Origin of the sequence: Oenococcus oeni (assembly GCF_020510245.1) — a bacterium.
Classification (GTDB): domain Bacteria; phylum Bacillota; class Bacilli; order Lactobacillales; family Lactobacillaceae; genus Oenococcus; species Oenococcus oeni.
In genome coordinates, this window is sequence record NZ_CP084701.1 from 1,122,757 (window position 1) to 1,143,408 (window position 20,652).

A 20,652-nucleotide genomic window follows, 5' to 3' on the forward strand; every position below is an offset into this window, starting at 1 on the left:
CTAGTCCATTGCTTTTAATAAAGCCTTTCCGGTCAAAGAGTTTGAGCAATCGATGATCCCTGCTGGAACACCACTATAAATAACTTGGCCGCCAAAAACTCCCGCTCCAGGTCCAATATCAATCAACCAATCGGCTTGGCTTATTACCGTTTGATTATGTTCGATAACGATGACACCGTTGTGAGCATCAACAAGTTGATTGATCAATTTAATTTGTTCGGCGATATCTTGCATATGTAGGCCGCTGGTTGGTTCGTCAAGTAAAAATACAGTTCCCTTTTCATTAATTCGAGATGCCAACTTGATCCGCTGCAATTCACCACCGGAAAGAGTGGTTAGAGTTTGATTCAAATGAATATAACCCAAACCGACACGTTTTAAACTAGATAATTTTTCTTTTAACATTTGATTCTTTTCTTCTCCAGAAGAAAAGAAATTTAAAGCCTGATCAACGGAAAAATCAAGAATTTCAGCAATGTCCTTGCCCTGATAGTGATATTGAAGGGCTTTTTTGCTATAACGTTTTCCATGACACGCCTCGCAAACTTCCACAACCGGATCCATAAAGGCCATATTCGTGATCGTGACTCCCTTGCCTTTGCAAATCGGACAGGCACCCTGGCCGTTATAACTGAACAACCCTAAACTAGTTTGATTACTTTGAGCAAATAATTTGCGAATCGGATCAAGGATATCCAAATATGTTGCTGGAGTTGAACGAAGATTTGTTGAAATATCTTTCTGAGCCAGATCTATATAAGGAACGTCCAAAGAATTTTTCAACTCTTTAACCAGAGAACTTTTCCCTGAGCCCGCAACGCCAGTTAAAACCGTCACTACATCAATCGGAATTCTAATATTAATATTTTTCAAGTTATTCGAATTTAGATTAGTTAATTGAACAGAATTAGAGCTCTTTCTAACTTTCGTTTTAAAAGCAATTTTTTCCCTGAGCCATTTTCCTGTCAAAGAACTGGAATTTAGAAGTTCTTCATAAGTTCCTTGAAAAGTTAATTGGCCGCCGGATGCGCCGGCAACCGGTCCCAATTCGACGACATAATCGGCAAAGGACATCATTAAGGGATTATGCTCGACAAGTAGGATTGTGTTCCCTTTATTCCGCAATCTTGTCAGACCTTTCTTAACCAGATCGATATCATGAGGATGAAGACCAACACTTGGTTCATCCAAAATATAAACCATATCCGATAAAGAACTATTTAAGTATTTGGAAATTTTAATCCGTTGAGCTTCCCCACCGGAAAGGCTGTTGGTTCCCCGCGCCAAAGATAAATATCCCAAACCAATATCAATCATTGAATGAAGTTTTACCTGCAATTCCCTAATAAGATCGGTGGTTAGTGTTGCATTAATAGTGTCCAAAAACTCGCTTAAATCCTTCAGACTCATTGAACAAACTTCAGCAATGTTTTTGCCATTAATACGGTTTCCAAGAACAGTCGAATTCAAGCGGGTTCCATGGCAAATCGGGCATGCATGATGAGTGACGATTTTTGAGATCGCTGCCTGATGATGCTTAGCTTCCTTTTTATGGAGAATCGAACGTCTAATTCTCGGGACGACCCCTTCATATAAAGCTGATTTTGGAAACTTAGGGCCGGGATGCTTTAATTGTTGTTGAGGTGCATACATTAGGAGTTGCCATTCCCGGTCGGTAAAATTTTTGACAGGTTTGTCGTTATCGAATAAACCACTATTGACATAACGACGCCAACGCCAAGTATCAGGTCCAAAACTGACAAATTTAATTGCTCCTTGGTTAAGCGATTCGTTTTTGTCAATCAACAAATCTTCGTCAATATCGTCGACATACCCAAGTCCTTGACAATTAGGGCACATCCCTTTTGGCATATTAAACGAAAAAGTGTCAGAATAACCGATAAAAGGACGGCCAATTCGCGAAAAAAGTAGACGGAGTAATGAATAGGCCCCTGTATATGTCCCAACGGTTGAACGAGCATTTTCACCAATTTTCTTTTGTTCAATTACAATCGCGACTGGTAAATGATCAATTTCGTCAACGTGTGGTTGACCGTATTTAGGAAGATACTGCTGGGTAAAACTGGCAAAAGTCTCGTTCAACTCTCTTCTTGATAAAGCCGCGATGGTATCAAAGACCAGAGAAGATTTGCCTGCTCCTGATAAACCGACAAAAACGGTCGTTTTATATTTTGGAATTTTAAGGCTAAGATTTTTTAAATTATTTTCTCTGGCACCTTTAACATCGATAAAACCATCAGCAAAGATATTATTTCGATTCATTAAAATTCAGTTTCTCCTCATAATTATTCTTAATTTTTGATAAAAAATTTTCGACAATCACAAATAAATTCACAAACTATTTATTGAAAAATCCTCATAACGCCCACTATAACTCAATCTGGTCATTAAACCAGTTGTGAATTTAAAAAAATCAAAAGAGTAGAATTAGATTAAAGAACGATGCGTTTACAATTTTTTTAGCAATCAACTGCATTTTTCTGACGAAGTTTTAAAAGTCTGATTTTCAAGACCAACTTTTTCATGAGTCATCAGATTGAACGGAGGAATTAACGATGTCGATTTACGATTACAAAGCAACTTTAGAGAATGGCGAAAGCTACAAATTGGACAAATATAAAGGAAAGATCATGGTGATTGTTAATACGGCCACCAAATGCGGATTCGCTCCACAATTCGAAGAACTTGAAAAAATTTATAAGCAATTCAAAGATTCCGGATTAGTTGTTCTCGGTTTCCCTTCAAATCAATTTAAGCAGGAACTTGATTCGAGTCAAGCTGCTGCCGAAGCTTGTCGAACAACTTACGGGGTAACTTTCCTAATGCATGAAATCAATGACGTTAACGGAAAAGACGAATTACCCCTATTTAGTTATTTAAAAGATAATGCTCCAGGAGCGATTGGAAAATCTATTAAATGGAACTTTACAAAATTCTTGGTTAAACAGGATGGTGAAGTTGCCAAGCGTTATGCGCCAAAGACCGATCCAGAAAAAATGATTCCCGATATCGAAGAACTATTACAATTGCAAAAGTGAAAAGGCGCTTCCGACAAGAATATCGGGGGCGTTTTTCAATTCCATGATTTTATTGATCAAAATTAATTGATTTTCTTTTCGCTAATTCGTCGATGATGTTGATAATACAATAATCCGGCGAGCAAAAACAGAGCGCTTATAATCATCCCAAAAGCGAAGATATAAGCAAAATGCATCCCAAAAACAAACCAATCCGGATGTTTATCGGGATAGGTTGTAATTCGGTAACCGGAGCGAAGGCTGATACCAAAATACAACAAAGAAGTTGCCAAAGCCAAGCCAATTGACATACCCATATTTCGGCTTAAAGAGGCAATCGAACCTGCAATTCCTTGAAATTCGGGTGCTGCATTCCCCATAATCATCGGATTATTTTGAAACGCGCCATTAGCAATTCCGAAAGTTGCCAAAGCAATAATCAGCCAAGCCAGGGACCAAACCGGTCGAACAGAAATAAAAATTAGCTCAGGAATGATAAATATGAATAAAGCATAAAAAGAAACTCGTTCAGCGCCAATATGATCGGAAATATAGCCGCCAATCGGAGCACTGATTATATTTAGTATTGGAACGAACATAAGAATCAATCCGGCAACCGCTGAAGAAAGCAACAAAGTATCCTCTAAATAAAATGGAATAATCATGTTATTGAAATAGCCGACAGTGAAGACAAGCATTGTTGAAAAAATTCCAAAACTAAAACTTAAATTGTGAAAAATACGTAAATTGATCAGTGGATTTTTTGTATGGTTCTCAACTAAAACGAATCCTATCAATAGAATCAAAGTCAAAAATATTAACGCAATGATTTTCAGATTCCCAAAACCAATTACCTGGCCCCAGAAAATCATGATGAAAAAGCTTGAAATAGTTCCTGCATAAGTGATAAATCCAAAAATATCTATTTTAATATTATTAGGAGCTATTTTAGAATGTGGAAAAAAATGATGACCAAGAAAATAGGCAATTATACCAATTGGAACATTAACAAAAAAATATAATGCCAATTAAAATAAGCCAAGATCAAACCGCCTAAGCCGGGACCCGCCAGATTGCCGACCTGAACAAAAGAACTGTTTACCCCTAAAGCCAAACCATGTTTATTTGAAGGAAAAATTTGAGTAATGATGCCGAAATTTGTCGACATCGTCATTGAAGCGCCAAAGGCCTGAACAATTCTTGCAGTAATTAAGAGCGGTAAATTAAGACTCAATCCACAGGCCAGCGACCCAATTATAAAAATCAGCGTACCAACTTGGAAAATTGGTATTCGACCAATTTGGTCTGACAATTTACCAAAAAAGATCAGCAGCACGCAAATTAAAACTAAATAAACAGAAACGACCCATTCGGCCTGATTAGTTGGTACATTCAAGTCGCGAGACATTTTTGGGACAGCGATGTTAACAATGCTGGCATCTAGTGTTGACATAAAAGACACGATCGAAGTTGATATAAGTAAAATCCATTGACTTTGTTGTTTCATTCCGATTGACCTTTCTCACTAAATAAATTGATCAAATCATCTTAGACTAAGATTAATTAAAAACTTTCTGCTCTAACAGCAAATGTAGGCTTTCGATAAAGCACTATATAATAGTAAGAATAATCCTTTTATTAGTCAGATTCTTAACTAAATTCGATGATTTGTTCTTTATTTAAATAGAGAAAAAAACAAGCATCAAACTAACCTAAAATAAAAAACATTTTCTAAAAAAAGAAAATGTTTTAAAAAAATAAAAATACTTATACAAAAGTCTAAACCACTTTAATTTTTTATATTGGAATTCTTCTTAACGGGCTTTTTGATAAGTACAAAAATTACTAGTGAAATAATCACCATAATTAACAATACCCAGTAAGTCAAATTAAAGTTCTGAGTCAGAACAGCACCGTTTGAAAGCGTAATATTTTTTGGATTCAAGGGATTTCCTGAAGCCATTAAAAAGCCCACGATAATGGCACCAATTCCAAATCCTTGATAGATTATCGAATAATTACGCGATGTGTTTTTCAAACCAAAATAATCAGACACACAAGTTGGAAATACGGTAATGTTACCGCCAAAACAAAATGCCATCGCAATAACGATGATATACATCATGCCAATACTCATGGCACCAGGTTTTGTCGATAACAATATAATTAATGCTAATAATTGAACGATGTAAGTAATAAAAAAGACTGTTTTTCGACCTGTAATGTCGGATAGCCACCCCATGATAAAGCGACCCAAAGTATTGGCAATAGCAACAATGGCAACGAATGTTGCAGCTGCGCTGGTTCCTCCCCAAACAGCCACTTTGTTAGGAGTCTGCGTACCCGCCGCTGCCATATTAGTAACCGCGGAACCCAAGAGCCCCATAAACAAAACGGCCGTTATCAAGCAAAAAAAGATTAAATAAGCTTGAGATGTATGCAGCATTTCAGAGGTTGTAAAATTTGTTTTGTCTATGAAAATCGAATTATTGGAATTATTATTCGTATCAAGCGAAGAAGCTGAATCTTCCGGAGCATTTTTAAGAAAAAACGAACCAACAACTGACAAAAGTAATGCTAGAGTTCCCCACCAAAAGAGAACTCTATCAAGATTTTGAGCCGTAATAGCTCCGGCGCCACCGGCAATTGCCATATCGATATATTTAAAAATAAATGACCCGAGGCCATAACTAGCAACACACACACCTGAAATTAAACCTTTCCTTTTTGGAAACCACTTAATAGCGTTCGTAAGTGTCGTCAAATAAAGAATCCCATTCATTGCACCCAAAATAACTCCTCCAAATAACCAAAGCAGCCAAATAGATGAATTCTTACCAACCAACATTAGCCCAAGTATCGAGAGACCGTAAATAATCGACGCAAAGATACTAATTATTTTAATTCCATACTTCTTTGCGAGTGGAATTCCCGCCAAAGTAGCAAGCGATAGAAAAAGCATTCCCACAGTAAAGGTAAAACTAACAGATCCAGCCGGTAATCCACCAACAATCTTTTTGACACCATTGACTGCTTGAACAGTACCACCGGATTTTAACATGAAGCCATTATTAAAGATTGACCAAGCATAAAATGAACCAGCAGAAATCTGAATCAAAACCGTTCCCAAAATAATAAGCCAAGGATTTGATAATTTCCGACTATTTTTTTCCATAATATGATATCCCCTTCCTAATTAATTAAGTTTTTAAGAAACACTTTCTTCCAACCTTCTCAGTACTATCAACTTTAAAGAAATTCAAACAAAACAAATAAATATAAAGTTACTAGTATCGAAATTTAAAAATTTACCAAGAATGAAGGTATTCGTCGAAAGATCCGCTGTTTGAATCCTCTTAAGAAATTGTTCCTGTATATAGATCAGTCTTTGCAAACCCATCAACAGCCTAATTGTAAGAAAAAAAATTTGGAAAAAAACTTTTTTGTGCAAGAGGTATCAAACTCGGGCCGAAGTGCCTTTTACCTAACTTTAAATACCCAAATAATCAGCAAAATTAATCGTTATGATCACATCATCAATCTTTTTTTAACTGCCTTTATAAAAGAACGACTAACCGGAACCTTCATACCATTCGTTAATTTTAATTGGTAGGTATGATTAAACCAAGGTTCAAGCTCCGAGATAGAATTTATATTTACAATGATACTTCTGTGGACCTGCAGAAAATCATTTTTGTTAAGACGACTAAGCAACCAACCAAGAGATTGACGGGTACTGTATGATTGACCGTTTGTAATTAAAGTCAAAGCCCCATCCTTAATAGTCGCCATAATTAAATCGTGTTGTTTGATAATTTTCGTTTTATCATCACTGGTAATCGATATAATTTTCGTTTTCTCCGACCCGAAATGGGAATTTACAGTCAACGAATTGTCTTTTTTTGCTTGAAGCTTAAAAATTGCCTGAACTTTCTCCAAAGCCTGATTAACTCGAGACTGTTCAAAGGGTTTGAGAACGTAATCGACTGCATCGACATCAAAAGCTTTGACAGCATAGCTATCAAAAGCAGTTGCAAAAACAATCAATGGTGGATGAATAAGTTTTTTTAATTCATTTGCTAATTGAAAACCATTTTCATCATTTAATGATATATCGATAAAAATGACATCGATTTTTTCCTGCAGCAATTTATCAACTGCCGTTCCGATGGAATCAGCCTGATAAACAGAATCGGTTAATCGATTCTGTTTTAGCAAATAACTTAATTCGTCACGAGCCAAAGGTTCATCATCCACGACTAAAATTTTCATATCGTTTTCACCTTTCTTGGAATGACAATTTTTACGTCGGTTCCCTTAGAGCTACTATTAATTTTCAAAGCAGATTTCGGTCCATAAAGACCGGTTAAGCGGCGATTCAAATTTTCAAGCGCCGTTCCGCTACCCTGAATAGAATCCACTACCCGTTGGCCCAGATGTGGTAATAGTTTCTGAGGAATTCCGTTTCCGTTATCACTAACCAGAATATGTAAACAATTTCTCTTTTCAGTGACGACAACATTGACACAATTATTCTTCTTGCGGCCGCTGAAAGCATGACGAATGGCGTTTTCGACCAAAATTTGAATTGTGAAAGGCGGTAATAAATTTAATTCATTGCTTTTTACCGAAAAGTTAACACTGTACTTATTCGGAAAACGACTTTGTTCCAGAGACAAGTATGCTTGAACGTGTGCCTCTTCTTGTTTAAGGGTAATTTCCGTTTCACGGGCTCCTTGCAGGTTCGTCCGAAAATAAGTACTAAGCTCTAATAATAAATCATGAGCTTGAGTGGCATCAGTCCTCATTAAAGCCGAAATAGTGTTGATCGCATTGAAAAAGAAGTGGGGATTAACCTGTGCCTGTAAAGATTTAATTTCGGCATCGCGAACGAGTTTCGATTGCTCTTCAGCCAATCCAAGAGCCAATTGACTAGAAAAAATTGATGCAAGACCGGTTGCCAATTGTTCTTCGACCGGTGTCAATTTTCTTGCATCGGTAAAATACATTTTTAAGGTCCCAACCACTTGTTTATCTACGATTAAAGGAATTACAATCGCAGCTGCCAGTGGACAACCAGGGATCGGACAGCCAATCATTTCTTTGGAATTGGCAACTTCCATCTTTCCGGAAGCCAAGACTCTTTTTGAAAGATCTGTAACCACATGACGCTCAGGGACGTGATGATCAGAACCTGGACCGACATGTGCCAAAACATTTTGCGAATCAGTGATTCCGATTGCATCAAAATTCGTATAATGCTGAATAATCGTTGCTGCCTGCATTGCCGAACTTTCAGTCAAACCGGAACTGAAATAAGGCAGGGTTTTGTTCGCCAATTCGAGAATATCATGTGTCTGAACTGACCTTAATTGTTCTTCTTGATGGAGGTAAGCACTAATAATCGACATAAAAACCCAGGTTCCAAAACTGTTCAAAATCATCATCGGCAGAAAAATTAATTTCACAAGTTGTAGACCGGAAACACTGAAAACAAGAATAAACAGCATTTGGATAAATTCCATGCCAAGTCCGGTTATCGCTGCGACCCCAGCTGTCGGATAGGTTCGTCTCTTTGAATAGCTGTGGCCGATCATGCCAGAGATCCAACCGATAATAATTGAACTGAAAATATAAAAACTATCAGCTCCATTCCCTTGAAAAACACGATGAACACCAGCAATTAAACCAGTTATTGTCCCAACAACCGGTCCACCAACTAAACCGGCAACTGTAATTACCAGAGTTCGCGTATTCGCTATTGAATCGCTCGACGGCAAACCGGTAAGAAAAGTTGTTGAAACAAGGTTATTGTTTTTTGTAATTTCAACGCCGGTCAAGTTGGAGAACAGGGCAAAACCCGCAAAAATAAGAATTAAATAAAATTTCGTACTGATTTGATCGAGTTTTGGTAAAAGACGACGAAAGAAAGGAACATTAACCAATAAAAAAGCCAAAATCAAAATAGTTCCGACCCGCTGCATTAACAATAAAAATAAGGTAATCATGAGTTTTCTCCAAAAAAATCAGGTTGTTTTACTTTTGTTCGATATGGATTCTTAAGAATGTCAAAAAATTCTGATTATCCAATCCCGTTGATCATTATAATCTCTGATAACAATAGTATATAAAGACAGACAGGACGAAGAAATAATTCGAAATAATCTGAAAACCAGCATTACAGGCAAATGAGCATTAGAATGAGGTGGAATAAGTCTGAACGATAACTGTGAGGAAACAAAATGAAAAGAAATATATCCAGTAACTCCAAAATGTCTCTGTTTGGTTTCTTTACTTTAACCGCTGCCATGCTGATGTCAGCTGACGAATATCCGGCTTTCGCTCAATCTGGACTCTTGGCTGTTCTGTACCTTGTTTTAGCCGGATTATTGTGGTTCCTTCCAATTGCTCTCTGTTCAGCGGAAATGGCGACAGTTTCCGGATGGGAAGAAGGCGGCGTCTATGCCTGGGTCAAAAACACTCTTGGGAAACGGGCTGGTTTCATTGCTGTTTTCTTCCAGTGGCTGCAAATTACTGTTAATTTTATTACGATGATTTACTTCATCATCGGGGTATTGTCATTTACGCTCGATCTTTCGATTTTAAATACCAATCACTGGCTAAAATGGATCCTCTTTTTGATAATTTATTGGGCAATGACCTTTTTTCAAATGCGTGGTATCAATGGTACGGATAAATTGGTTAAAAATACTTTCATTTGGGGAATACTATTACCCGCATTTATTCTGTTAGCGGTTTGTGGTATTTATTTATCCCTAGGTAACCCACTTCAATTCAACAGCAGTTTGACCGAAAATTTCAAAACACTGACAAATACCTTTTCAATTTCAACTATCGTCCCTTTTATTCTCGCTTTTACAGGGATCGAGGCATCCGCCTCATATATAAATAATTTAAGGAACCCAAAAGTAAATTATCCATTAACGCTGATTATATTAGTACTCTTTGCAATTATTATAGATTCCTTTGGCGGCTTATCGGTTGCATCGGTCGTTCCATTGAATAAATTGTCCTTGAATCAAGGAATGATCGATGCCATCAGTATCATGTTTACAAAAATCAGCAAGACTGTCTGGGCAACATGGATGATTAAAATAGTTGGTCTGTTGATGGCTTTTGGAATGCTTGGCGAAATTAGTTCTTGGATTATCGGTCCGGTTAAATCCCTATTGGCTACAGCTGAAGACAGAATTCTGCCTGCCTACTTCGACCATGTAAACGAACAACAAGTCCCAGCACGGTTAGTTATCTTTCAAGGGATAATCGTCAGCGTCATCAGTGGCGTTCTTACGGTTGGTTTCGGTGGCAATAATGATGCTTATAAAATGTCGATGAGTATGACCGTGATGCTGTATCTCGTGACCTATATTCTAATTTTCATTGGTTATTTAGCATTAACAGCAAGTAAGAAAACAATATCCCGTAAATTCAAAATTCCCGGAGGGAAAATTACCCGTTTCGCCGTTGCTGTCCTCGGATTAATCAGTTCACTGGCCGTGTTTGCTTCAACATTTGTTCCCAGCGGAATTAAAGGAATAAGTTTGGTGGCTTACGTGACAATTATGCTGACTTTCTTTATCTTGATCTTTGCCCTGACTCTTTTGATCTATTCAAGAAGAGCCCGAATTTCAAAGCGAAACTACAAGCTGCGTCATAAAAAAGTGGAAGAAGTTTTGCCTTTCACTTATCTACGTGGACGAGCAGAAACTGTTATTGAAGACATTGAAAAAGACATCTCAGAAGATAAACATCCCTAATTTGTTTTAAAATCGGTTTTTCTAACGCCTTCTGATAATTTTCTTAATAGTTTGTAAAAATTGATAACGAAACTTGTTAATCGGAAGTATGAAAGCACCCATATTGTCGACCATATATCCCTGGAAACCTTTTTTAAATTCGTAAACGCCATCATGCCCGGAACGATCGCCGGAAACGCCATAAAAATTATAAACAGGCACCTTTTCCTTCAAAGCAAATTCAAGCATATCTGCTTGAGTCCGATAGGGACCGTAGAAGTTTTTAAATTCGGCATTAGTATAACTAAACATATACGACACTTCCTGCGGCTGAATAAAAAATAAAGCACCAGCTAGATTGATTTTTTTTCCATATTGTTCAATTAATTTTTTTGCTTGAACAATTCTTTTTTCATGCTGTTCGACTTGACTTCTTAATTCTTTAATCTGTCTGGTCTTTGTTGGCTTCTCCCTTTTAGAATCAATCAAAATCATCTGATCAATTTTATCCTTCAGATTTCTGATAATTTCCTGGAAATGACCAATATAATCGGATAAATTAATTTCAGCAATCATAAATTTGGCATTATCGCCGAACGTCCTATAAACAGATTGATAATATGAAAGCTCTTTGTCATAAAATCCGAGCCTCTTGGCTGTTTTTGTCGTATTTTCATGAAACATTTCCAATTCGTCATAAGAAATATTTCGTGTCGTGATACCGAATTCATATGTTTTTTTAATCGAATATTGAGTCTTCTTACTGTAAGACTGAAACAAAGTTTTTTTATTCAGTCCCTCAATTCGTTTTTGGTATTCATAATGGGGAGTAGCAAAACCGTAACCAACCTGTTCAAATGAACGATAAATAAATCCCTCCGCAAAATAAAGTGAGCTATAATTTTTTAAATCGTAATTAACAACTTTGCCATTGTTCTCAACCCGCTGGGTCTTTTCATTAGGAACAATTCGCAAATAATAGGCATGCTGTTTTTTTAAATACTTATGTAATTCTTTCAAAAAAAAGGCAATAATTTGATTATTATTTTCATTTTCAAAATCAACCAAAGGGCCACCCGTGATCTCATAAACATCCCCGGTATGATTTTTAATTTTTCTCATAAGAGCTGTCAAAAGAACTTCATCTTTTTCTTTGACTCCCAGCAAATAAGAATCCTGATGACTATCTTCATAATATTTTTTTTGCAAAACACTCTGATAGAAAGAACCCTTCGGGTTTTTTTGCTCGAAACGGTTATACTCATCTTCATTTAAATTAACTAATTCCACATCTTTATTATCAACTATATTTGTCCTAAATTATTAGAAATATTTTATTTTCGTCTAATTGAAATTTCGGTTTGTTTTGTTTTAAACTTAGTTGTTACAAAAAATAATACAAGATAAGGAAAACTTCATGAATAAAGTTTTAGTTGTTAAAGCCCATCCAAAAAGTATTGATTCATCAAAGTCTTTATAAATAGGTAAAGTTTTCATCGAATCATATAAGAAATCCCATCCGGATGATCAAGTCACAATCAGGGACGTTTACGCTGATAAAGTACCTTTGATTAATAACGAAAATTTTGATATTTGGAAAAAATTTAAATTCGGCAAAGATTTTTTTGATCTCCCGAAGGATCAACAGCAATTAATGAAGGGTCACGTCGAATGGCTGGATGAATTTTTGGAAAATGACAAATACGTCTTTATTAATCCCATGTACAATCTTTTTCTTCCGGCAGAACTAAAACAATATTTCGATGTCGTCGCTATCGTTGGAAAAACTTTTAAATACACCGAAAAGGGTCCGATTGGTTTGTTGAAAAATAAAAAAGCCTTTCATATTCAATCAACCGGTGGCATTTATCAAGGCAAAGATAATGAGGACCAAGATATAGGTGATCTTTATCTCCGAGCAATTATGAAGTTATTCGGGATAAATGATTATCAATCGGTTCTACTTGAAGGAGTTGACAATTTCCCTGATCAAGCAGAAAAGATGTTGAATGAAGCATCTCTTAAAGCTATGGAAAGTGCCAAAGTTTTCTAATTTTATATTGCAACTTCTAAACTTATAACAGGATAATCATCCAGCAAAAAAGCGAAGTAGAAGCAGTCAGAAACAAATCCAATAATCTTAAAAGAAAATGATTTAAAAACAAAAGCCGTTCGCTAGGAACGGCTTTTTGATTAAGCTATCTAATTAACATAATTAATTTGTTTGGCCTAAAACCAGACCAATTTTCTCGATCGGTTACAACCTAAGGAGTTTGTTGAGCACCTTTTGCTTTTAGATAGTCAATATATTTTTTGTCTCGACTAATATTGATTTCCGTGTATTCAAGTTGATGATTATCTAGCCATTTTTTGTCATATAACATTGAGGGCAATCATCTCTTGTATATATTTTTATCATTTCAATTCTCCCCTCTATCCGATAAATAACACGAATCCGGTAAATTGATACTTTTTAAAAACTAATCATGAGTAGAAGAATTTATTTGACTTATAAATTCCTCTGCTAAAGAACGATAACCATGTTTTTTGTTTTCGATAATTAAGGACTGATCGTCGTGGGTGAATCCCTTACCAGTTTTAATCAATCGTTCATAAAGGTTAGCATATGGTAAATCGCGCGAGTAAGCCAAATCAATTTCCTTTTCCAGATTATATCCAATATGCTTAAATTCGAGGTTGGATATTCCGCCATTATCGACATCCATTAAGAGATAATTTGCTCGTCGATTAAGCAATAAATTAGATGAAACGGCCCATGGTTCTCCAACAGATCCAGGATTTAAAATCATCTGTCCGCTATCCGTATATCTAAGCAACTGCTGATGAACATGAGCATAAATGATTATGTCTGCATTTGTATCTTTAGAAAAAAGATCGAAGTTTTCCTGTCGATTGGTCGGAAGCATTTGATGGCCGTGATCAGAATCGGGACTATTATGATATAAAGCAAATTTAATTCCTTCAAACGAAAATTCTTGTTTAAAAGGAAGACCGGCAATTTGTTTTCTAATATCTGCTGAAAAATGCAATTCATCGAACCTAACCTGCATCACAGCAGCAATATCTTCCGGGTCTTCAAGATTAACAAGATCTTTTTCTCTAACCTGTCCATAAATATCTTCCCAGTTGCCCCTGAGAAAGTGTGTTGTATTTATTTGGTCTAAGAGCCTATAACAAGCTTCGGAACCAGGTCCAGTCAAAGCAATATCACCAAGAGACCAAAACTGGTCGGCGTGATTCTTTTGTGCGTCTTTAATCACGCTAGTCAAAGCAGTAGCGTTTCCATGGCTGTCGGAAACAATCGCAACTTTCATATTTTAACCCCCTAAAACAAATATCTCATAATACCAACAAAATATTTGCAATAATTCGCAAAGTAATAAAAACATTCTTAACTTTCTTTAAAAAAATCAATATATTTCGATATGCCATATCAATCGTCTTTACAAGGTTCGCAAGAAAACAAGGCAAATAAAAAAGACGATTATAAGAATAATTATCCTTTCTTAATGCAGCTCAAATTTAGTACCGTTTTCGGTAACGCTGGCAAATAAATGTTTATTTTCCTGAGGATCAAAAACACCAAGATCAATCAAAGTAGACTTTTCTTCCTCTTGAACGTTCTCCAATCGGTCAAAGACCATTTTTTTGATAGCTTTAATCATCGTTGAATGCCTTTTTGTGTGTTCAACAGCTGATGCTAAGGTAAAGCCCTCATCTTGGTATTTTTTAATCATTCGAACAAAAAAGACCGTGCCATAAATGAATTTCTTCTTCTTTGCAGTTCCACGGCTTTTCAAATAACCTTTTTCCAGCCAATATCGTAATTGCGTTTGAGAAACTCCTGTAGCATCGGAAAGATCCGATATACCGATCAAGACATTATCGTCTTTTACCATCGAATGAATAATATGTTGAAAATCAACTAATTCGTTAACTTTTCGGGATTTTAATTCTTCATCCATTCTCATATTTACCTATCTTTTATATAATAACACGCAACCATTATTACTTTTTCTAGAATTATTATATTTTTAATAACTATACTATTAAAAAAAGTTTACAATAATAAGTCAAAGAGTTATATTGGATAAGTTCGTTTTTTGACGCAAATTTAAAATTATTGAAAGAAGGTAAAAAATATGTCAGAAGCTATTGACAGTAATGGCAAAAAATACAATCGAATAATGTTGATTGTTGTTTTGCTTATTGGTACTTTTTGTACCGTCTTGAACCAGACGATCTTAGCGACCGCCTATCCAACTCTAATGAAGGCATTCGATATTTCAACTTCAACCGTTCAGTGGCTGACAACTGGTTTTTTAATGGTCAACGGAATTATGATCCCGGTTTCTGCTTGGCTATCAAGCCGTTTTAACTCAAAATGGCTTTATATTAGCGCAATGGGAATTTTTGAAATCGGCACAATTATGGCTTGGGCTGCACCAAATTATGGTGTGCTTCTAGCCGGTCGTTTGACGCAGGCGCTTGGTGTGGGTGTTGCAATGCCCCTTTTGCAAACCATTATGCTATCTATATTTCCAGTCGACAAGCGTGGAACAGCCATGGGTCTCGCCGGCGTCGTCGTTGGCGTTGCACCTGCGATTGGTCCAACTCTTTCAGGATGGATTATCGACACATGGCAATGGCGCGATTTGTTTGGAATGATTATTCCAATTATGGCTGTCGTTCTCGTATTAGCCTTGTTCTTTATGAAACCTGTTATTGAAACCGGCAAGCCAAAATTGGATTGGCTCTCACTTGCTTTATCAACAGCTGGTTTCGGTTCCCTGCTTTATGGATTTTCATCGGTTGGAGATGATGGTTGGGGATCAAAAACTGTGATCTTTACTTTAGTTATTGGAACCATTTTAATCGCCTTCTTTGTCTGGCGACAATTAAAAATGGAAAAACCATTTTTGCAATTACGCGTTTTCACCTCCAAAGAATTTACAATTGCAACTATTTTAAGTTCAGTTGTGATGATTGCATTGGTTGGCGTTGAGATGGTAGTGCCTCTTTACTTGCAAATTGTGCATGGCATGAGTGCTTTAAATTCAGGATTAACTCTGCTTCCAGGTGCTTTAATGATGGCTGTTATGAGCCCGATTACTGGCCGCGCTTTTGATCGAATCGGCGCTAAACGCCTGTCGATCGCCGGTTTATTCTTATTAACCGCTGGAACATTGTCTTTTGTCATGATCACAAAGCAGACACCAGTTATCTATATTACTTTCCTATACGGTGTTCGTATGTTTGGAATATCGATGGTTATGATGCCCGCAACAACTGCTGGCATGAACGCCCTGCCAACCAATTTAATCTCGCATGGTACAGCCGTTAACAATACGGTTCGACAGGTTGCCAGTTCAATCGGAACGGCAATTTTGATTTCCGTTCTATCAAACGTGACTAAAAATCAAATGCCCGGTAAAGCTCTTTTATCATCTTCCCCGTTAGAATACAAAGTTAAAGCATTCGATGCGACGATATCCGGTTATCATGCGGCATTTTGGATTGCAGTTATCTTTTGTTTAGCCGGTTTTGTAATCTCCTTCTTTATGAAAAACAAAATTGACAATTCGCAGGTTGTCAACAATGAAAAAGAAAATATTCAAGGAGGCAAAGCATAATGATTCTTGTATTATTAGTTATTTCCGCAGTCGCCTTCTTCGTTAGCTTCATCTATACCGATAACCCGATTTCCCGAAGAATGCTGACACTTATTTCCGGAGCCGTTGTCCTGCTTTCCCTGCTTGCAATTGTGGCAAATTATTATGACCATTATGGTTTACACAAGGTATCAGTCACGAGTACAAAGAAAATTTACTCGGCCGACCAAAGCAGTTCAATGAACTTGATTTTGTATCAAAAAATTGGTACAAGCGGTAAAGAAAATGTTTATATCTATTCTACAAAGTTAAAACAAAAGACACCCCAGCATACTCAGGCCGATGAATATACAACAAATAAAGTAAAAAATATCAGCAGCAATACAGCAAAATTGAAAACCACAAAAACTTATTGGGAATATAAATCCAACGCATCGAAATTTTGGTTCGGAATAGCCGAAAACGGTCATGAATTGGTAAAACGAGTCAACAATTTTGAAATACCAAAAACATGGATACGTTTATCGACCAGTCAAGCAAAAGAATTAAAAAAAGAATTAGCTGATTCCAAATTTCAGCAACAGGTCAAAAAAGAAGCTGCCGCCTATGTGGAAGAAAAAATGAAAGCGGCAGTTATTAAAGATCCTAGCTTGGCAACAAATAAAGTCGAACAGGAAAAAATGGAAAAGCAACTAGCCGCCAAATTCCAGTCCGAAATGATTAAGAAACTTATTTCAAAATTAAAATAGAATTTTGAAACTATTAGAGTTATCAGCTCCGATAGTTTTTTTATGCAAAAATGTTCGGAATTTTTGCATAAAAAAAGAACGAAATACGCAAATATTCCGTTCGTTTACAAAGAAATTAATCATTAAAACGATTAACTAAATCATCAAAAGTATCCATGGCAGATTGCAAAAAATGGAGTGTGCCGGGATTAGTGATTTTCAAATTATCATCAAGAACACTCGTAACATTGCCAATATAAACTTCCGGTTGAGAAACAACAGGCATATTTAAGAATACCAACGACTGACGTAAATGATGATTGGCACCAAAGCCACTGATTGAACCGGGAGAAACACTTAAAATTATGGCTGGTTTTTTATCCCAGATACTTTTACCGTATGGTCGCGAGCCGACATCGATTGCATTTTTTAAGGCTCCCGGAACTGACCGATTATACTCAGGGGTTGCAAAGATAACTGCATCTACTTTGCTCATCTGTTGACGAAAATTTTTCCAGCTCTGAGGAACACGATCCTCATCATCCAAATCCTGATTATATAGATCAAGATTTCCAATGTTAATGTCGATTACTTGATAGTTATCGGGCAATAATTCAGAGGCTTGTTTAGCAATCGCTCTTGTATACGAATCCTTTCTTAAACTACCAACGACCAATCCAACTTTTATTGTCATTTACTTCTCCTTACTTTTAATAAGTAAACTATAAAGCATTTTAAAAATATTGGCAAGCGAAATAATTGATCGCTTTAAGCTATTTAAGAAATATATTTATTTTTTTATCATGATAAGTACTTTTCAATTTAGCCTGGAATCGGTTCCCTCTCGTCATCATTGTGAGTATCTGTAACAAGAATATTAATCATCAGAATTTTTTCAAAAATATAATGGAAAGAAAAACAATTAAAACTCGAAATTAACAAAGATGCAACATAGAAGACGTATGATTGAAACATGAAGCAAGAAACTACATTTACTTTAGAGGACAACCTAGTTCAAAAATTGAATACAATTTCAAAAGAGACTTCCATTCCAAGATCTGAATTGGTAGAAAAAATGTTGGAAAATCTAACCAAAGAATACGAAAAAAAGACTAATTAAGTCTTTTAGTAGTTCATATATTCAATTTATTATTTATATTTAAGGCTTTTGAGACACTGCCATAAAACAAATACAAGACAAGTTGATAAAAAGACTAAGGCTGCTATTATGGTAACTTTTGTAAACATTAAAAAGAAAAAATATAAAGGTAATGCGATTTCCATTTCTGCCACCTTTCGGTATCAAGTTCTGTTGTATTGATAATATGTTGTGTTAATTAAACCAATATATAAAGTAGCCTAAAAAAAGATTAAATTCGTTTATGAATTGATAATAATTCAGTAATTCGCCTATTCGTTTGTCAAATTATTGGTCGTTTTTTTATACTGTAAATCTGATCTTATCAATATTAAAGTACAATAATTGAAAGGAGGATTTTTAATGTTTGATGTCATAAAGAGTTTATTAAAAACAAATGATCATGTTGTTATTAACTTTTCCGATTCAAGTTCCCGGGAAATAAAGAAAATCGAACGTTACCCCAAGAACTTGGATATTTTAGTCGGAACAGATACAGCAAATTTTTTGATTTATTTCAGTACCGATAAAATTGTAACGGTTATCCCCGATGCACATACAACGCATATCAATCCGCTTAATATTTAATAAGAATTACCATTCCAGAGATTTTTAAAGCTTTCTTTGTTTATCTTGAATTATCCGACTTATTAAATTCAATATATTGCTTTTTCTTAGCATAATTTAATCTTCGTTTTACTTAAGAACAATATGATATTGCCATCAGCAATTAACTGATGATAGGAGATAGAAAATGAAATTAACAAATACAATCAAATTGCTAAATAGGTTTCATAAAGAAAGTAGTTCGAAAGTTAATCTATCAAAAAAAGAAATCGTTAATCACCAGTATGTTAAAAAAATAGAGCTGTTCATTGAGGTTATCAAAAATAAAATTTATATTGTGCCAATTAATACTATCTATGCATATAAGCCAGTTAGAATAGAAGTTAGAAATACTAATAACTGTAATGACCGTGCTTAACAGTAATAAAAAACCAGCCTTTTCGCTGGTTTTTTATTACTGTTATTTTTTTATTAGTCACTATAACGCCACTTCTTGTCCATGAGAAAACGAGCCACAAAAAGTCCCATTGGGAGAAACATAATTATAAGGGCAGCTTTGGTTAACCACAACATGCCGGCATTAATTGAATCAAGACCAATATAATAAACAGCTCGATAGATATATAATCCAGGAACCATAATAACTATTGAAGGAACGGTCAAACTAATACGGGGATAACCAGTTTTCCGGTTAATAAAAGAAGCGAGAATACCGGCCACTAAAGATCCGAAAAAGGCCGCCGCCGCAGCTGGTATATTCGTTAGATCGACCAATTCCAGTCTTAAAGTATTTGCAACAGCTCCGATACATCCGGATAAAGCAGCTATTTTCCAAGGACTATTAAACATCATGGAGAATCCATAGACGCCACAAAAACTTGCCGGTATTCGAAGAAGCATTAAAGTTAAAACACTTAATCCAAGTGGCAAAAAATTCCCCGGTTTAAAATCAACCAGCAAAGCGACTAACCATCCGACTAGGGTCGCCACAATTGTAATCATTAGAGCGTAGGATAATCTTTCCAAGCCAGAACGCATATCCGATTTGGATAAATCAAGCATGCTTGTTATAAAAGGAAAACCAGGAACAACGAAAAGCATCGCTCCAATATAACCGACTTCATGCTGAGATGATATAGCAAAAGATAATTCAAGCAATTTGAAAATAAAAAGATAAGATAAACATGCAACAGCGACTCCGGATGCCGTACATACCAATGTCGTTATCTGATGGTCGATCATCTTTCTACGGGTTAAATTACCAATACCGGCCCCAATAAAAGAACAAATCATTTCCACTAAACCACCGCCCAACAGAAAAATAAAGGCGCTACATGCCAAGGCAGCTCCAAATGCTGCTGAAAAAGTTGAATAAATAACCGCTTTTCTCTGCACTGTGTCCAATTTATTGTGTATTTGGCGAATAGTCAATGAAGAACAATCGTTTCCGAATTCTTTGACAAAACGTTCCATCTGATCGAGTTTATCCGTATTGACACCAGTTTTTGGAAGCGAGAGAACCTGAGTGTAACTTAAATTATTACTGAAACACGTATACTCGATCGAAATCAAACCAATATCCGCGGAACAGGTTATGCCAAGATTCCTGGCAATTGTGTTCATGCCCTCTCTTACCCTCCAAGCACCGGTTCCGCATGAAAGCATCAAGATACCAACTCGCCCAACAATCGAAGCTTTTTCTTCCAGACTTGCCCCCAAGGATAATATATCCCGCTTTTGAATGAATTTACCCCAATGTATCGTCATATGGTGGTTATATAATTGCTTGAC

General features: G+C 36.1%; 17 protein-coding genes and 1 pseudogene. 8 read left to right on the top strand and 10 right to left on the bottom strand.

The genetic code is table 11. The features are described 5' to 3' along the window. Positions 1–2,283, bottom strand: coding sequence for an ATP-binding cassette domain-containing protein (locus J3U91_RS05925; RefSeq protein ID WP_002820570.1), 2,283 nt, complete (start codon positions 2,281–2,283; stop codon positions 1–3). A gap of 293 nt (positions 2,284–2,576) precedes the next feature. On the opposite strand from J3U91_RS05925, the gene J3U91_RS05930 reads away from it, so the two are divergent. Further along, entirely contained in the window at positions 2,577–3,059 is a 483-nt protein-coding gene (locus tag J3U91_RS05930; RefSeq protein ID WP_002820571.1) for a glutathione peroxidase, read from the top strand. A gap of 62 nt (positions 3,060–3,121) precedes the next feature. On the opposite strand, the pseudogene J3U91_RS05935 reads toward J3U91_RS05930, so the two are convergent. From J3U91_RS05935 to J3U91_RS05950, 4 genes and pseudogenes are all read right to left on the bottom strand, one after another. Continuing rightward, positions 3,122–4,545: pseudogene (locus J3U91_RS05935) on the bottom strand (MFS transporter). Between the two features lie 282 nt (positions 4,546–4,827). Continuing rightward, positions 4,828–6,213: an MFS transporter gene (locus J3U91_RS05940; RefSeq protein ID WP_226489924.1), complete on the bottom strand. Its 1,386-nt coding sequence runs from the start codon at positions 6,211–6,213 to the stop codon at positions 4,828–4,830. Between the two features lie 353 nt (positions 6,214–6,566). Continuing rightward, positions 6,567–7,310, bottom strand: coding sequence for a LytTR family transcriptional regulator DNA-binding domain-containing protein (locus J3U91_RS05945; protein WP_002818822.1), 744 nt, complete (start codon positions 7,308–7,310; stop codon positions 6,567–6,569). Next, positions 7,307–9,046 carry a sensor histidine kinase gene (locus J3U91_RS05950; RefSeq protein WP_002818821.1) on the bottom strand — a complete coding sequence of 580 codons (1,740 nt, stop codon included), beginning with the start codon at positions 9,044–9,046 and terminating at the stop codon, positions 7,307–7,309. Before J3U91_RS05950 ends, J3U91_RS05945 begins: the two co-directional genes overlap by 4 nt. Before the next feature lie 234 nt (positions 9,047–9,280). On the opposite strand from J3U91_RS05950, the gene J3U91_RS05955 reads away from it, so the two are divergent. After that, the gene (locus J3U91_RS05955; protein ID WP_002818818.1) at positions 9,281–10,816 is read left to right on the top strand and encodes an amino acid permease; all 1,536 of its coding nucleotides are present in this window, start codon (positions 9,281–9,283) and stop codon (positions 10,814–10,816) included. Positions 10,817–10,837: 21 nt separating this feature from the next. Here the strand turns inward: J3U91_RS05955 and J3U91_RS05960 are convergent, their stop codons facing one another. Further along, positions 10,838–12,085, bottom strand: a complete 1,248-nt coding sequence (locus J3U91_RS05960; RefSeq protein WP_002818817.1) for a peptidoglycan bridge formation glycyltransferase FemA/FemB family protein — start codon at positions 12,083–12,085, stop codon at positions 10,838–10,840. Positions 12,086–12,332: 247 nt separating this feature from the next. On the opposite strand from J3U91_RS05960, the gene J3U91_RS05965 reads away from it, so the two are divergent. Further along, on the top strand, positions 12,333–12,848 hold the full coding sequence (locus tag J3U91_RS05965) for an FMN-dependent NADH-azoreductase (RefSeq protein WP_235043484.1): 516 nt from the start codon (positions 12,333–12,335) through the stop codon (positions 12,846–12,848). 427 nt (positions 12,849–13,275) lie between these two features. Here J3U91_RS05965 and J3U91_RS05970 read toward each other — a convergent pair whose 3' ends face one another. Further along, positions 13,276–14,130 carry a metallophosphoesterase family protein gene (locus tag J3U91_RS05970; protein ID WP_002818810.1) on the bottom strand — a complete coding sequence of 285 codons (855 nt, stop codon included), beginning with the start codon at positions 14,128–14,130 and terminating at the stop codon, positions 13,276–13,278. A 192-nt stretch (positions 14,131–14,322) separates the two neighbouring features. Continuing rightward, a complete protein-coding gene (locus tag J3U91_RS05975) occupies positions 14,323–14,787 on the bottom strand; it encodes a MerR family transcriptional regulator (RefSeq protein WP_002818808.1) in 465 nt (154 codons plus the stop codon). A 171-nt stretch (positions 14,788–14,958) separates the two neighbouring features. On the opposite strand from J3U91_RS05975, the gene J3U91_RS05980 reads away from it, so the two are divergent. Both J3U91_RS05980 and J3U91_RS05985 read left to right on the top strand, forming a co-directional pair. Next, entirely contained in the window at positions 14,959–16,449 is a 1,491-nt protein-coding gene (locus J3U91_RS05980; protein ID WP_002818807.1) for an MDR family MFS transporter, read from the top strand. Then, the gene (locus J3U91_RS05985; protein ID WP_002818806.1) at positions 16,449–17,177 is read left to right on the top strand and encodes a DUF4811 domain-containing protein; all 729 of its coding nucleotides are present in this window, start codon (positions 16,449–16,451) and stop codon (positions 17,175–17,177) included. The genes J3U91_RS05980 and J3U91_RS05985 overlap by 1 nt, the downstream gene beginning before the upstream one ends. A 115-nt stretch (positions 17,178–17,292) precedes the next feature. Here the strand turns inward: J3U91_RS05985 and J3U91_RS05990 are convergent, their stop codons facing one another. Further along, the gene (locus J3U91_RS05990) at positions 17,293–17,850 is read right to left on the bottom strand and encodes an NADPH-dependent FMN reductase (protein WP_002818803.1); all 558 of its coding nucleotides are present in this window, start codon (positions 17,848–17,850) and stop codon (positions 17,293–17,295) included. A 279-nt stretch (positions 17,851–18,129) separates the two neighbouring features. Between J3U91_RS05990 and J3U91_RS05995 the strand changes: the two genes are divergently transcribed. The 3 genes from J3U91_RS05995 to J3U91_RS06005 all read left to right on the top strand — a co-directional run bounded on the left by J3U91_RS05995 (position 18,130) and on the right by J3U91_RS06005 (position 19,279). After that, a complete protein-coding gene (locus J3U91_RS05995; protein WP_002818801.1) occupies positions 18,130–18,276 on the top strand; it encodes a ribbon-helix-helix domain-containing protein in 147 nt (48 codons plus the stop codon). Between the two features lie 381 nt (positions 18,277–18,657). Further along, complete coding sequence (locus J3U91_RS06000; RefSeq protein ID WP_002816438.1) at positions 18,658–18,882, top strand: hypothetical protein; 225 nt, start codon at positions 18,658–18,660, stop codon at positions 18,880–18,882. A 166-nt stretch (positions 18,883–19,048) separates the two neighbouring features. After that, on the top strand, positions 19,049–19,279 hold the full coding sequence (locus tag J3U91_RS06005; RefSeq protein ID WP_002816439.1) for a hypothetical protein: 231 nt from the start codon (positions 19,049–19,051) through the stop codon (positions 19,277–19,279). 53 nt (positions 19,280–19,332) lie between these two features. On the opposite strand, the gene J3U91_RS06010 is transcribed toward J3U91_RS06005, so the two are convergent. Next, positions 19,333–20,580 (bottom strand): threonine/serine exporter family protein, encoded by a 1,248-nt coding sequence (locus J3U91_RS06010; RefSeq protein ID WP_002818799.1) that lies wholly within the window; start codon positions 20,578–20,580, stop codon positions 19,333–19,335. Positions 20,581–20,652 lie beyond the last annotated feature (72 nt).

Bases quoted from the DNA above. Each gene is read 5' to 3' on its own strand.
- J3U91_RS05930 (WP_002820571.1), top strand. From the start codon at position 2,577: ATGTCGATTTACGATTACAAAGCAACTTTAGAGAATGGCGAAAGCTAC.
- J3U91_RS05940 (WP_226489924.1), bottom strand. From the start codon at position 6,213: ATGGAAAAAAATAGTCGGAAATTATCAAATCCTTGGCTTATTATTTTG.
- J3U91_RS05990 (WP_002818803.1), bottom strand. From the start codon at position 17,850: ATGACAATAAAAGTTGGATTGGTCGTTGGTAGTTTAAGAAAGGATTCG.
- J3U91_RS05945 (WP_002818822.1), bottom strand. From the start codon at position 7,310: ATGAAAATTTTAGTCGTGGATGATGAACCTTTGGCTCGTGACGAATTA.
- J3U91_RS05985 (WP_002818806.1), top strand. From the start codon at position 16,449: ATGATTCTTGTATTATTAGTTATTTCCGCAGTCGCCTTCTTCGTTAGC.
- J3U91_RS05925 (WP_002820570.1), bottom strand. From the start codon at position 2,283: ATGAATCGAAATAATATCTTTGCTGATGGTTTTATCGATGTTAAAGGT.
- J3U91_RS05995 (WP_002818801.1), top strand. From the start codon at position 18,130: ATGAAGCAAGAAACTACATTTACTTTAGAGGACAACCTAGTTCAAAAA.
- J3U91_RS05955 (WP_002818818.1), top strand. From the start codon at position 9,281: ATGAAAAGAAATATATCCAGTAACTCCAAAATGTCTCTGTTTGGTTTC.
- J3U91_RS05970 (WP_002818810.1), bottom strand. From the start codon at position 14,130: ATGAAAGTTGCGATTGTTTCCGACAGCCATGGAAACGCTACTGCTTTG.
- J3U91_RS06005 (WP_002816439.1), top strand. From the start codon at position 19,049: ATGAAATTAACAAATACAATCAAATTGCTAAATAGGTTTCATAAAGAA.
- J3U91_RS06000 (WP_002816438.1), top strand. From the start codon at position 18,658: ATGTTTGATGTCATAAAGAGTTTATTAAAAACAAATGATCATGTTGTT.
- J3U91_RS05950 (WP_002818821.1), bottom strand. From the start codon at position 9,046: ATGATTACCTTATTTTTATTGTTAATGCAGCGGGTCGGAACTATTTTG.
- J3U91_RS05975 (WP_002818808.1), bottom strand. From the start codon at position 14,787: ATGAGAATGGATGAAGAATTAAAATCCCGAAAAGTTAACGAATTAGTT.
- J3U91_RS05980 (WP_002818807.1), top strand. From the start codon at position 14,959: ATGTCAGAAGCTATTGACAGTAATGGCAAAAAATACAATCGAATAATG.